The following is a 12,915-nucleotide window of genomic DNA, read 5'->3' on the forward strand; positions in this document are numbered from 1 at the left end:
CGCTGAATGAACGCTGCAGTCTTCGCTGACAGAGGTTGAGATAAAATCTGCTGAACGCCGGTCTGCGACCTCTTGTGGCTGCGCCACTCAGACGCACGCGTCTGAGCCATCCGGTTTGAGGCTCGCGACTCCCTGGGGGTGGCCCTGATAGCTCGGCTATCAGGGCGGCGAAGCCGTGGGAGGCTGCCAGTTGAATCCCGATCAACAAGCGGCGCTATACAGTTCATCCGCGTCATAGAAAGAGAAGCCCAAGACTGCGACGACCACAACGCCGCGTTTCCTACCCGCTCGTCAGCTTCTTCAGAGGATGCCCTTCGTTCAGCGTGGGGCGTTCCGGGCGGCCTTTGTGGCGGAATTCGAGTTGCATGTGGTCGAGTCCCAGCAGGGACAGCCAGGTGGCGTGCAGATCGTGGATGTGCATGCGATCTTCGACGGCATGCAGTCCGATCTCATCGGTGGAGCCGAGCGTCTGGCCCCCTTTCACGCCACCGCCAGCAGCCCACATCGTGAATCCGGACGGGTTGTGATCGCGACCATTTCCCTGTTCGCTCATCGGGGTGCGGCCAAATTCGCCACCCCAGAGAACGAGCGTATCTTCCAGCATACCCCGCTGCTTGAGGTCTTTCAGCAGCGCCGCGACCGGCTTGTCCATCTGTGCGCAGAGCTTTGAGTGATTCCCTTCGATGTTCGAGTGAGAGTCCCACTTGCTGCCCGATCCGTGATACAGCTGGATGAAACGAACGCCCCGCTCGGCCAGTCGGCGTGCCAGCAGACACATCTCGCCGAAGCGTTTCGTCGTCTTGTCGTTCGTGCCGTACATCTCGTGTGTGTCGCGACTCTCTTCTTCCAGATTGACCGCGAGCGGAGCGGCGGCCTGCATGCGGAAGGCGAGTTCATAGCTGCGAATCCGCGCATCGAGTTCCGATTCCTCGGGCCGAGCGGAGGCATGCTGGCGATTGATCTGATTCAGGAACTCCAGTTTCCGTCGCTGTCGTTCTTCAGCAAGCGACTTCGGCGGATACAAATTGGGAATCGGATCCCCTTCCGACTGAAGGACCGTCCCCTGATAGACAGCCGGCATGAATCCGGTCCCCCAGCTTCGTGGGCCGTTGACGACTTCGCTGCCAGTATCTTTCAGCACGACAAAGGCCGGCAAATCCTGATTCTCGGTGCCGAGTCCATAGGTGACCCAGGCACCGAGCGAAGGACGGCCCGCCAGCGTCTGTCCAGTATTCATCTGGCAGACGCCGCCGGCGTGATTGATCCCGTTGCCCCAGCAGGAGCGAATGACGGCGATATCATCGACACATTCCGCCGTGTGCGGGAGCCAGTCGGAAACCCATGTGCCGGCTTCTCCATGCTGCTTCCATTTGCGGGGACTGGCCAGCAGCGGAGCGTTCGACTCGCCCATGGCCAGAATGACTTTCTCGAAACTGTCCGGCAGCGGTTTGCCGTCGAGGTCTTTGAGGGCCGGCTTGGGATCGAACAGATCGATATGGCTCGGGCCCCCTTCCATGAACAGGTAAATCACCCGTTTGGCCGTGCCGGGGAAATGCGTCTGTTTGGGAGCCAGCGGATCTGGAGCAGCGGCCGCGCTGGCGTTCTGTGCGTTGAACCAGGCGAGCGGCAGCATTCCGAAGCCGGCTCCGCAGGCCTGGAGCATCTGACGACGGGACGTAGCAAACTGACGATGCGGTGTGACCGAGCCGGTCTTCGGGTCGTAGTAAACCTTGGAATTCACGGGCAGATCCTCAGCAGCAGTTCGTTCACGAATGTTCGTCGTCGAGCCGGGCCAGCGATCAGCTCTTGCGAGACTTCCGCTTCAGGGGCGGAGAGTCATCGCTGTCGGAAAGGACGTCACTGATCGTGTCCAGAAACAGATCCATCGCGAAAGGCTTTCGCAGATAAGCCGAGACACCGAGCATTTCAGCATAAGCCTTATGCCGGCCGCCTTCGTTGGCCGTCACCATGATGACCTTGGGGGGGTTGTCCATCGTCTTCAGGAACTCCAGCACCGGGAAGCCGCCCATGCGGGGCATCATCATGTCGGTCACGACAAGATCCGGCGCGCCTTCTTCGATGGCTTTGCGTCCTTCAATGCCGTTACTGCATGGGGTGACGCGATATCCGGCGTTCTTGAGCACGGCCTGGAGGGTGGTGGAGATTTCGCGATCGTCTTCGATCAGAACGATGTGCTTGGCGGTCATGACAGTTCCGTTCGGTATTACCGCAGGGCGCGGAAGCTCGATGAGGTCGGGTTCAGGTGAGACGAACCGGCGGGCCGGAAACGCAACTCCCCTTATATCATAAGCCACCGGCCAGTGACAGGAAAATCGCCGCTTCGCGGATTTTCCATCGTCCCCAAACGCAGAAGATCCGCAACGTTCTCCGCTACGGATCTTGCCATACCCCGGATTCCCAGACTGGTCAGACAGGCATTGTCGCCACCAGATCGTCGAGCTGAATCGATTCCTGCATATTGCGCAGTTTCAGCAGGGCCCGCTTCTCGAGCTGCCGGACACGCTCATTGCAGACCCCCAATTTTTCAGCCAGAGCCTTGTAGGTCGGCGTCTTGCCAGGTCCGTCGAGCGAGAATCGCTGCCGAATGATCCATTGCTCCCGTTCGTCGAGATGCGTGATCATCTCGGCCAGAGTCTGGGAAACCGTCGACCAGGTCTGCTCGGGCCAGAGGGCTTCGGCCGGCTTCTCATCACTCAGATCCCGATCGAACGTATCGACAGTCAGCATCCGCTTTCGCAATCGCCGCGTGAAGCGATACATGCTTCGTGAGACAGAGTAGTAGGCATACGTGCTGAAGCGATAACCGCGGCCGATGTCGAACTTCTCCACCGCCTGCATCAGGGCCAGGACTCCGTCACTGAAGAGTTCGTCGAAGGACATCTGCGAGGTAACAAACTTCTTCGTGACGGAGATCACCAGCCGCATGTTTGAGCGAATTAACAGGTCGCGAACGACGTAGGCCTGTCGAATCGTGCGATCCGCTTCGAGGACCAGCTTCCGGTCAGGCTGATCCGGATCGATGCGAGACCGCAGCTGATTGAAGCGGAATTTGAGGTAGTTCATCTGACTGAAGTACTTTTGCTCATTCGTCGGAGAGAGAAGCGGCATTTGAGCTACCCGTGAAGCCATTTCGTACGCTTCATGAGACAGGTTGTCTTTACGTTCTGGCGGGGTCGTTTCCAGATATTCGAACACGTCGTCGTTCTGGAACTCCGCGGCTGCGTTCTGTTCCTGGTAGCGTTTGTCCGGAATGAAATCGACTTCCATCTCGACCAGAGAAGCGGCCAGCTCTTTGAGTCGCCGGCTCGTCATTCGTTTACGTTTCACGGACCGGGTCACGCCCGTCACCATCAACTCGACGTTCTGTGAGCGGTCGATCTGACCGAATTTCCGAACAGACGCACTGACTGAGTTCACCATATCATTTGCCATGACTCGCTCCCGTTTCGAATCGGTGTCTTCCGATGGTCGCTAGTGTTCCGTTCGACCGCTTTCAGCCGGCTCGGAGTCCTTCGCGACGTGATTCGTTCAATTCGTTTACGGGGTCTTAGACAGGCTCAAAACGTTTTCAAGAAACATTCCCGAACATTCACAATTTTTCAGCGCGGATGCCCATGAAGAGGTCGTCATTTGTCCGATATCCCCGTATAGTAAAGACTTACAGTCACTCAAAAACGTCCAGAACATTCACGTCCCAAGTTTCCCTCCTTTGAAGCCACTATGTTTCTGAGCCCGCGACAAGTTGCTCACGCGCTCCAGGTCAGCGAATCCTCCGTGAAACGCTGGTGCGATAAGGGCGATGTGGAGACGCAGTACACCAGCGGGGGCCATCGCCGGATCAGCACGACGACCCTGCTGCGGTTTCTGCGCGAGAGCCATCGCCCGCTGGTACATCCCGAGATTCTCGGCCTGCCCGGAATCCTCGATCTGGCGTCGCTCAGCGAGACCGATTCCGCTGCCGAACTCTGCAATGCACTGCTCGCGCTCGATGAAGATCGATGTCGCGAGATCAACTCGGCTCTTTATCTCTCCGGCAAGCCGGTGCTTGAGATCTGCGAGAACGTCATCGCACGGGCTCTCAATCTCATCGGAGATCGCTGGGAATGCGGCGAAGCCGAGGTGTACCACGAGCGACGCGGTTGCGAGATCGCCGCCCTTCTCGTCCACGATCTGCGGCGACTGTTACCCGTCCCTCCCGCTGCAGCTCCGCTGGCCATCGGCGGCGGCATTTCGGGAGACCCTTATCGGTTGCCCACATTGATGGTCGAAACCGTGCTGCGGGAACTCGGCTGGCGAGCCATTTCCCTGGGCGAGAACATTCCGCTGTCTTCCTTCGCCACAGCGACGCGTGCTCTTCAACCGCGACTGGTCTGGTTCAGCCTCTCGTATATCACCGATGAAGACGCGCTGGTCGACGGTTACCGAAGCTTCTACGCGGACTGCGGCCGGCTCGCTTCCATTGCCGTCGGTGGTCAGGCCGTGAATCAGGATTTGCTGCGGAGGATTCCATTTTCCGTGCATTGCCCTAAGCTGGCAGATCTGCCTGCATTCGTAAAATCGATCGAGCCGCTGCCTGCTTGAATCATGGCGGTCTCTCGAACGATCCTCGTGGAGCAGATCACTTAACGGTGTAGCTGTTCCGTCCGTGTCGAATGCAGCGTTTCAGGTGAAGAATCGCTCACGGACCTACGGAAGAGCGATCCGCTCTCATCGCTTGAGAATCTGAGCCGCCTCCCTCGACCGCGGTTTCTGGTGTACCTATGACTTCGATTTCTCTACCGCGGACGGACCAGTTTGCGGAGACGCCTTCCCGGAATAACTACGACGCAGTCGTGGTTGGCTCAGGTCCCAACGGACTCTCCGCGGCGATTACTCTCGCGGAAGTCGGCTGGCGTGTCCTCGTAATGGAAGCCCGGCAGACACCGGGCGGCGGTCTGCGAACCGCGGAACTGACCGAGCCCGGTTTTCATCACGACATCTGCGCGTCGATCATGGCGTTCGCTCCGGTCTCACCGTTCTTTCGACATCTGGAGGGAAAGCTCTCCCTCGACTGGGTTCGACCAGCCGTTCCGTGTGCCCATCCGCTGGACGACGGACGCGCAGGGCTGCTTCACGATTCTCTGGAAGAGACCGCACGACAGCTCTCTTCCGATGGCGAACGCTTCCGTCGGTTGATGCAGTCGTTCGCTCAACACAGTGAAGCGATCTATCAACAGGTCCTGGGACCATTGCGACCGCCGCAAAGTCACCCCCTCGCGCTGGCAAGGTTCGGCTGGTATGCGATTCGATCCGCCCAATCGCTGGCAAACCGTTTCCAGACTTCCGAAGCCCGGGGCCTCATCGCCGGCATTGCGGCTCATTCCGGACTCCCCCTCACCGCTCCCACCACGTCAGCGGTTGCCCTGCTCCTCGGACTGTCCGGCCTGAAAGGGGGCTGGCCCGTTGTGAAAGGTGGGGCGCAGCAGTTGACTCGCGCACTCTGCGAGCATCTTCAGTCACTGGGAGGTGAGGTCGTCATCAACTCCCCCGTCCGATCGCTTCAGGATCTGCCCGCTTCACGAGCGGTCTTGTTCGATCTCGTGCCTCGCACAGTGATCGACATCGCTCGCGGAACGTTGCCGGATCGCTATCTGCGGCGACTCGAAAAGTTCCGTCACGGTCCCGGCGTCTGGAAAGTCGACTGGGCATTGAGCGACCCCATCCCCTGGCAGAATGAATCCTGCCGCAAAGCCGGCACGGTGCATGTCGGCGGCTCCTTCGAGGAACTTGCCGCCGGCGAGCAATCGGTCTGGGACGGAACGTCTCCCCACGCTCCGTTTGTGCTGCTCACTCAGCCGAGTGTCTGCGACGACACACGAGCTCCAGACGGACAGCACACCGCCTGGGGCTACTGCCGCGTTCCAGCCGGCAACACCATCGATATGACTGAACGCATCGAAGCGCAGATCGAACGCTTCGCCCCCGGTTTCCGCGACTGCATCCGTGCCCGCCATGTGACTACGCCCTCCGACTTCGAGAGCTACAACGCCAACTACGTCCAGGGCGACATCGCCGCCGGCGTGATGGACTGGCGACAAGCCTTCGCTCGACCGGTGGTCAGCCCGTGTCCCTATGCGACGCCCCATCCGCGACTCTACCTCTGCTCGGCCTCAACTCCGCCAGGCCCGGGCATCCACGGAATGGGCGGATATCACGCGGCGAAAGTGGTGCTGAAACGGATCTCACTAGAGCGGATCGCTCTACCGTATGTCCGCGAATGAGCGTTGAATCGCCTGAAACGCTGCTTCTTTCGCGGACCGAACGGTCACACCAAAAAGTAAACTGCTCTAGAGAATCAACCGATCACGTTCACCAGCTGAGACGTGCCTTCTTCGTACGCCACTGCCCTGGCTGTCACACATCGAGCCTCACCTGCACCGGCAAAGCCAGGCCACCCTTCGGCCTGACCAGCGGTCGATTAAAGTTCGTCGAACTGAATTTGACGGTTCGTGAGCATCATGCCTCGTCCGGCGGCAACCAGCAGACGCCCTACGTCTGCAAGTTGTTGGGTAGTCCCTGAGATCTCGATCTGACTTGGTAACACCTTCTCATCGAGTTCGAAGAGCCACTGTCCAACCTGACTCGCATCCACATGCAGAACTTCGAGTTGCCGGTGCGCAACGAACTGTTCGATCCTTCCCGGCGGAACATCTGAAAACGAGACGTTGAGACGAGCGAGCAACGGCATACGTCGAGGCCATTCTCCTGCCGCTGAGACGGCAGTGCGGGAGATGTCGAGACCACGAATTTCTGCAAGTTTCAACGCATCGAGACCGCGATCGGTAACGGCTGTGTCCTGAATCCGTAAATCAAGAAGCGCAAGGTGACCGAGAGCAGCCAACCCCTCGTCAGTCACCGCCGTCTTTCCCAAGTCAAGCAGTTGCAGCTCAGGACAATGCTTGAGGAGCGTAATTCCTACGTCGGTGACCCGAGTCCCCTTGAGAGCGATGACCTCCAGAGAAGAATCCTTCTCCACTGCAGCCAGGAACTCATCTCCCAGTGTGGAATCTTCAGCGATGAGGTCCGTCAGCTGATGAGTTTCAAGAATTCGAGTCATTTCCTCGCCGGCGATTGTTGTCCCGTTTAAGGAAATTCGCTTCATTTCACTCAGCGTCGCGAGAGCAGAGACGATCGACGAATCAACGTTGGCCTGATGCAGAAAGACAATATCGACCCCATAGAAAGCAGGCTCGAGCGTGAGGAAACGACCATCGCCTGGTACGCCCCGAGTACTCAGAACACTGGCTCCAGCATCTCGTAACCGCGAAACCGCATCGATGCGGGCATACCAGTAGTAACTCACGGCACAAAGGATGGCTGCGGGGATAAGTAAATACTTGCCCCGCGGAAGACGCTTACTCATGGTTAACCTGCAATCACACCCGCAGGTGTTCCAGCGCTTCTCCGGCGGACATTACGTATCCGATGTAGAACTGTCCGAACTCGGCATAGCGAGCCGAGGCTTTGTCGAAGCGCATCGTGTAAACGATGTCTTTGATGTAGGCCGGGTTGCGGGCCCAGAGGGTGACGCCCCATTCCCAGTCGTCCAGGCCGGTCGAGGCGGTGATCAACTGAGAAACTTTGCCGGCGAATTTGATCCCGGACGTCGCGTGCTCGGCCATCAGTTCGGAGCGGGCGCTGAAAGGCAGATCGTACCAGTTGGCGTGCGGGTCGCGGATCTTGTTCATCGGGTAAAAGCAGACGACCGGATACGGCGGAATGTCCGGATAGATTCGCTGCTTGTTCATGGCCGGCAGGCGCTGTTCGTAGCCGCGAACGCGGGCTTTGAACATATCGTCTTCCGTGTTGGCTCCTTCCCGCTGCAGCTTCTCGGCGAACTGCTCGAGTGTCGGCACGTACTCGGAGATTTCCGTCAGCGAGACGAACGAGTACGTCGGCTCCAGAACGGTTCCGAGTTTCGACGAACGAACGCCCTGACAGACCGCATCGATCACCAGCGGATCGGGGTCCATCAGCATCACGCCGAGATCGGCTCGATGGCCCGACGTCACCGAAACCTGCAGCCGGACCGGAGCCCCTTCGCGTTCCGGATTCAGCCAGTGGCCGACCTCTTCGCGGCCCTGAGCCCGCTCTTCCGGCGAGAGGGCATTCAACGCCTGTTGATTCACGCGATAGTAAATATGCAGGCAGTGCCAGCCTTCGTGAAGCTTGATGCTCGGTTCTTCATCCGGCGTCTGCGGCATCGGGGGACGTCCACTCATCAGTAACCTTTCACTCTGTAAGACCGGTTTCTCACCGGCCGTTTTCTCGATTGTTTTTCGTTGGGTGCCACTGGCTCTGCCAGTGTTTCATTTGTTTCGCGTCGACTCCGCATTGCACTGGCGTAGCCAGTGGCACACTCCGGAACCAATGGCACCGCAGGGAAGTCACGCGGTGTGCGAGCGGCTGAAAACCGACCCTACTTTTTTCGTCGTGCAGGAGCGGTTCGCATCGGCCAGTTGGGATCTTCGGTGCGAGCCTCGGCCATCATTTTTGTCGCCTTCTTCACCAGCTCCGGCTTCTCGTCGGCAAGATTCTTGGTTTCGCCGACATCGTTCTTCAGATTGTAGAGTTCGACCGGCTGATCAGGACCATTGCGGACCGCTTTCCAGTCGCCGAAGCGGATCGCCTGAATGGATGCTCTCTCATGGAGTTCCCAGTAGAAATAATCCCGCTCTGGAGCCGCCCCTCCCTTGAGGAACTCGACCAGCGAAACGCCGTCGGTCTGCACATCCTCTGGAAGTTCGGCATCGACGAGCTCGGCTGCGGTCGGCAGGAAATCCCAGAAGGCCCACGGCTCTTCTGTCACGCGACCGGCGGGAACGGTGCCGGGCCACCAGGAGAGAGCCGCCTGCCGGAGAGCCCCTTCATACATGCCTCGCTTGAAGCCGCGGAGCTTGCCGCCCATTGTCTGGTCGAACAGCCTGCCAATCTCGGAATTCGGATCGAACGAGGAACCATTGTCGCCGGAAAAAATGACGAGCGTGTTTTCCGCGATGCCTTCTTCCCGCAGCACATCGAGAATCGCCCCGACATCGCTGTCGAGCCGGGTGACCATCGCGGCGTAATTCTTCTGCTTGTCGGTCCACGGCTTGTCGGCATACGGCCCCTGCGAATCAATTTCGTAGCGGCCGTGCGGGAGTGTCACGGCGTAGAACAGAAAGAACGGCTCGTCTTTCTGCTCGCGGATCCACCGGACCGTCTCCTCGGCGATGTACTCCTGAGCGTACTTTTCGCCGCGTCCCGGCTTGCCGGTATTGCCTTCGAGTTCGAACCGCTGATCGTCGTTGTAGAGATACGTCGGGAAGTAGCTGTGAGCGTGTCGCTGGCAGTTGTAGCCGTAGAAGTGATCGAAGCCGAGCTTGAACGGGCTGCCCGACGTGTGGAACATTCCCATGCCCCACTTTCCCATACAGGCGGTCGCATAGCCCTGATCCTGAAGCAGCTTCGCCACGGTGTACGTCCCCTCCGGCAGCGGCATCTGCCCTTCCGGCTGGATTTCCCGATTGGCCCGCACCGGACAGTGCCCCATGTGCAGCCCGGTCATCAGCGAAGACCGCGACGGTGCACAAACACTGGTGCCGCAATAAGCCTGTAGATAACGCGTTCCCTCAGCCGCCATCCGGTCGAGATGCGGCGTCTGGATCAACTCCTGCCCGTAACAGCCGAGATCGCCCTGAGCGATGTCGTCGGAGAGGATGGAGATGATATTCGGCTGGCCAGCCTCGGCGGGCGTGAACACCGTCACCCCGATCAACAGCGACAGAACGGACAGAATCAGCGAACGGTTGAGCATGTCGTTCCTCGGATCGGTTCTGGAATCATAGGACATCGAAAGGGTCCACAATAACCGGGGAGAAATAGAGACGGAAGCGTGAGAGAAAGTTTGTCGCCTGCAAACGGCCTGTCCGCAGTCTCCGGCGGCTGGGCGATCCCGAAAGAATCTCGCGAGGCTCCCCCTGTCGGGAAAAAACGCCCCTGGCGAAGCGAACCTGCCGCCGAGAACCGGGGTCTGATTCCTGCTTGAGATTTGCGCAGAAATGAGTTATTTTGCGACTCTTGCACAGCACAAACTGCGAGCCGAAGTGGCGGAATGGCAGACGCGTCGGATTCAAAATCCGATGGGGGTAAACCCCGTGCGGGTTCGAGTCCCGCCTTCGGTATTACACAGAAAAAGCAGCAGAATCCCAGTGATCCTGCTGCTTTTTTGCGTTTCGGGCCGACGGTTACTTCTCGTCAGCCGAGGCCGTCCGCTGCAGATACTCGGTATCGAGCACCAGATGGGTGATCTGCTCGCGTCCCCAGCTGTGAACAACGTGCAGTTTGCCGTCGCGAGCCTGCATGATGGTCGGGTAGTCGACCTCTTTCCCCTCGTTGTAGCTCAACTCGGGCAGAATCGTTTCCCAGTTCTTGCCGTCGCGGGAACGGGCCAGGCTGAGCGGGGTGCGTTTGACGGGGTTGAACGTGAGAAAATGCCAGCCGTCGGTTGTGGTGACAGCGTGCAGTCCGACGGAGGTATCAACCGGTCCGGCGACAACGTCGGTCCAGGTGTGACCGCCATCGTACGACCAGGCCTGTCCATCTTCGCGGGTCAGCACCTGCAGCACCGATTTGTCGGTGGCATGCACGAGGAAGCTCGGCTGAATCCCTTCCTTGCCGCCCATCAGCGGCTTAGTGACTTCAACCTTCCCTTTCTGTCCGGTCCAGTCTTCGGCCGGGTAGATCTCGAAGTGCACCCGCCAGCCATGGGTCGTTTCCGTACTGGAGCCGCAGAGCAACCGACCATCTGGCAGAATGATCGGGCGATTCTTCACCGGCCCGGCCAGAATGCCGTCGTACGGTTTGAAGACCTTGTAGTCTCCGATCGGATCAATCTTCGGCAGCCAGGTCCGTTCTGACCAGGTCTTCCCGTTGTCGGTGGAAGTCCGCACGGCTCCCCACCAGTTCTGCGGTCCGACCAGCTCATTGGAGCCGGTGACTTTGTACCAGAAGTAGATCGTGCCATCCGGATGCGTGAAGAGGACCGGGTTCCAGCAGGCGAACTCGGTTTCCTTACCGTCGACCATCCGGTTTCCGGAATCGATCATCTCCGGTTCCGACCAGGGCTCTCCGACCGGCTTACGGCTCAGCCAGATTTTGACATCGGGATTGCCTTCGCGCGTTCCTCCGAACCAGGAAGCGAGCAGTGTTCCGTCGGCTGCTTCAGTGATCGTCGAAGCATGCGTCTGATGCTTTTTCGGCAGCGGGCCGTGCGGAATCAGATTCTCTTCAAGGACCGCTTTGTCGCGATCGAAGGTGACCTTCGTCGGAGCCGGATTCGGGCTCAACTCATACGGATCGTCAAACTCTTTCATCGCTTTCGCCAGCAGTTTCTCAAGCTCGGCCCGCTTGTCGGCAAAGTGGGGATCTTCAGCCAGATCGATTTGATGCGGACCGGGAGCGATGCCGAGACGCTTCTCGAGCTGCGGATCGTGGTGTTCAACCAGAAACTCACGCGGGTTGTCCTGCAGATTAAACAACTGCGTCTCACGGACCTGCCCATCAAGAACATCGTACTCGATCAGCTTCCAGCCATCCTTCTTGATCGACCGCATGCCCGGCTTCGTTCCACCGCAGTAGACGCCGTACATCACATCGCGAATGCTGTCCTTCTTCCCTTCGAGAACAGCACGGAAGCTCTGACCTTCCACAGTGTCGGGCACTTCAATTCCGGCCAGATCGCAAATGGTCGGAAGGACGTCGAGCAGGTAGATGTTTCCTGCCGCCCGGCTGCCCGCTTTGATGCCCGGGCCTTTGGCGAGGAACGGAACTTTCCAGGTGTGCTCGTAGAGGTTCTGCTTGCCCATCAAACCATGGCGTCCGACGGACATCCCGTGATCGGAGGTGAAGAAGATATACGTGTTGTCGAGCTCGCCCGTTTTCTCGAGGCGATCAAGCACGCGACCGATCTGCTGATCGATGTATTCGATGCAGGCAAACTCGCGGCCGCGTTCGTTGCGAACGGTCGCTTCATCGCGACGCGTCATCACGCCCTGAACTTTCTCTTCGTCCCGCAATCCCGGATGCCCGTGATGGAAAGGATGACCAGGGAGATAGTTGTCCGGCAGCGGCGGAGACTTGCTGGACGGTTTGTCTCCGGGCCCCTCGTTGCTGGCTCCGTACTTGGCAGCCAGTTCGGGAATAGCATTGCGGGGATCGTGCGGATGCGAGAATCCGAAGTAGATGAGGAACGGCTTCTCGGCCTGCTGCGATTCCCGATCATCGAGGTATTTGAGCACCTGCTCGGCATGCCAGGCACTGCCAGTTTCCTCGGTCCCTTCCCGCCTCATGGCCACTTTACTGACCTGAAACAGTCGATTGGCTTCGTCGAAGCTGTTCCCGGTTTTACAGGTTCGGAACGTGGCATAGCCGGCCCGGTTGAAGATCGCCGGCATGCTTTGCTCGGCGGCCTGCTTCCGAGCCTGCGGCGTTCCTTTCGGCCCCTTTTTGTTCCTGTCGGGAATCCGCCAGAGACTTTTCCCGGTCATAATCATCGTCCGGGAACAGGTGCAGACGGCTCCGCTCCACGATCCCATGTGATGAGCATCATCGATCACCATGCCCTCGGCGGCGAGTCGATCGAGATTGGGCGTGTCGCAATACTTGTCGCCATAGCAACTGAGTGTTTCCTGAGCCTGATCGTCAGTAATGATGAACAGGATGTTCGGCCGCTTCTCCGCCGCGGCGACAGGATTCGCCAGCTGCAGGAAGCCGCCACAGGCGACCAGCATGGCCGCAAAAAAGGCAGATCTGATTTTCATGTTCGTGCTTTCCAGGTCTGAGGGGATGTGTCTACTGGAGTGGAACCCTGACTGA

General features: G+C 58.9%; 9 protein-coding genes and 1 tRNA gene. 3 read left to right on the forward strand and 7 right to left on the reverse strand.

The window, feature by feature from the left end; all coding sequences use genetic code 11:
• Positions 1 to 280 precede the first annotated feature (280 nt).
• The 3 genes from L1A08_RS07900 to L1A08_RS07910 all read right to left on the reverse strand — a co-directional run bounded on the left by L1A08_RS07900 (position 281) and on the right by L1A08_RS07910 (position 3,453).
• Positions 281 to 1,663, reverse strand: coding sequence for a DUF1501 domain-containing protein (locus L1A08_RS07900; RefSeq protein ID WP_261362803.1), 1,383 nt, complete (start codon positions 1,661 to 1,663; stop codon positions 281 to 283).
• A 136-nt stretch (positions 1,664 to 1,799) separates the two neighbouring features.
• Positions 1,800 to 2,207, reverse strand: a complete 408-nt coding sequence (locus tag L1A08_RS07905) for a response regulator transcription factor (protein ID WP_238755789.1) — start codon at positions 2,205 to 2,207, stop codon at positions 1,800 to 1,802.
• Between the two features lie 220 nt (positions 2,208 to 2,427).
• Positions 2,428 to 3,453: a sigma-70 family RNA polymerase sigma factor gene (locus L1A08_RS07910; RefSeq protein ID WP_238755790.1), complete on the reverse strand. Its 1,026-nt coding sequence runs from the start codon at positions 3,451 to 3,453 to the stop codon at positions 2,428 to 2,430.
• A 288-nt stretch (positions 3,454 to 3,741) separates the two neighbouring features.
• On the opposite strand from L1A08_RS07910, the gene L1A08_RS07915 reads away from it, so the two are divergent.
• Together L1A08_RS07915 and L1A08_RS07920 are read left to right on the forward strand one after the other, a co-directional pair.
• Positions 3,742 to 4,602, forward strand: coding sequence for a MerR family transcriptional regulator (locus tag L1A08_RS07915; RefSeq protein ID WP_261362800.1), 861 nt, complete (start codon positions 3,742 to 3,744; stop codon positions 4,600 to 4,602).
• Between the two features lie 179 nt (positions 4,603 to 4,781).
• The gene (locus L1A08_RS07920; protein WP_238755792.1) at positions 4,782 to 6,281 is read left to right on the forward strand and encodes a phytoene desaturase family protein; all 1,500 of its coding nucleotides are present in this window, start codon (positions 4,782 to 4,784) and stop codon (positions 6,279 to 6,281) included.
• A gap of 197 nt (positions 6,282 to 6,478) precedes the next feature.
• Here L1A08_RS07920 and L1A08_RS07925 read toward each other — a convergent pair whose 3' ends face one another.
• From L1A08_RS07925 to L1A08_RS07935, 3 genes are all read right to left on the reverse strand, one after another.
• Positions 6,479 to 7,423 carry a hypothetical protein gene (locus L1A08_RS07925; RefSeq protein WP_238755793.1) on the reverse strand — a complete coding sequence of 315 codons (945 nt, stop codon included), beginning with the start codon at positions 7,421 to 7,423 and terminating at the stop codon, positions 6,479 to 6,481.
• 13 nt (positions 7,424 to 7,436) lie between these two features.
• Positions 7,437 to 8,282: a hydrogen peroxide-dependent heme synthase gene (gene hemQ / locus L1A08_RS07930; protein WP_238755794.1), complete on the reverse strand. Its 846-nt coding sequence runs from the start codon at positions 8,280 to 8,282 to the stop codon at positions 7,437 to 7,439.
• A gap of 197 nt (positions 8,283 to 8,479) precedes the next feature.
• Positions 8,480 to 9,892, reverse strand: coding sequence for an arylsulfatase (locus tag L1A08_RS07935; protein ID WP_238755795.1), 1,413 nt, complete (start codon positions 9,890 to 9,892; stop codon positions 8,480 to 8,482).
• Positions 9,893 to 10,139: 247 nt separating this feature from the next.
• Here L1A08_RS07935 and L1A08_RS07940 point away from each other — a divergent pair.
• Positions 10,140 to 10,223: transfer RNA gene (locus L1A08_RS07940), tRNA-Leu, on the forward strand.
• 63 nt (positions 10,224 to 10,286) lie between these two features.
• On the opposite strand, the gene L1A08_RS07945 is transcribed toward L1A08_RS07940, so the two are convergent.
• Positions 10,287 to 12,860 carry an exo-alpha-sialidase gene (locus L1A08_RS07945; protein ID WP_238755796.1) on the reverse strand — a complete coding sequence of 858 codons (2,574 nt, stop codon included), beginning with the start codon at positions 12,858 to 12,860 and terminating at the stop codon, positions 10,287 to 10,289.
• Positions 12,861 to 12,915 lie beyond the last annotated feature (55 nt).

Source organism: Rubinisphaera margarita, assembly GCF_022267515.1.
GTDB lineage: Bacteria > Planctomycetota > Planctomycetia > Planctomycetales > Planctomycetaceae > Rubinisphaera > Rubinisphaera margarita.

Bases quoted from the DNA above. Each gene is read 5' to 3' on its own strand.
- L1A08_RS07900 (WP_261362803.1), bottom strand. From the start codon at position 1,663: ATGCTCCAGGCCTGCGGAGCCGGCTTCGGAATGCTGCCGCTCGCCTGG.
- L1A08_RS07905 (WP_238755789.1), bottom strand. From the start codon at position 2,207: ATGACCGCCAAGCACATCGTTCTGATCGAAGACGATCGCGAAATCTCC.
- L1A08_RS07910 (WP_238755790.1), bottom strand. From the start codon at position 3,453: ATGGCAAATGATATGGTGAACTCAGTCAGTGCGTCTGTTCGGAAATTC.
- L1A08_RS07915 (WP_261362800.1), top strand. From the start codon at position 3,742: ATGTTTCTGAGCCCGCGACAAGTTGCTCACGCGCTCCAGGTCAGCGAA.
- L1A08_RS07920 (WP_238755792.1), top strand. From the start codon at position 4,782: ATGACTTCGATTTCTCTACCGCGGACGGACCAGTTTGCGGAGACGCCT.
- L1A08_RS07925 (WP_238755793.1), bottom strand. From the start codon at position 7,423: ATGAGTAAGCGTCTTCCGCGGGGCAAGTATTTACTTATCCCCGCAGCC.
- hemQ (WP_238755794.1), bottom strand. From the start codon at position 8,282: ATGAGTGGACGTCCCCCGATGCCGCAGACGCCGGATGAAGAACCGAGC.
- L1A08_RS07935 (WP_238755795.1), bottom strand. From the start codon at position 9,892: ATGTCCTATGATTCCAGAACCGATCCGAGGAACGACATGCTCAACCGT.
- L1A08_RS07945 (WP_238755796.1), bottom strand. From the start codon at position 12,860: ATGAAAATCAGATCTGCCTTTTTTGCGGCCATGCTGGTCGCCTGTGGC.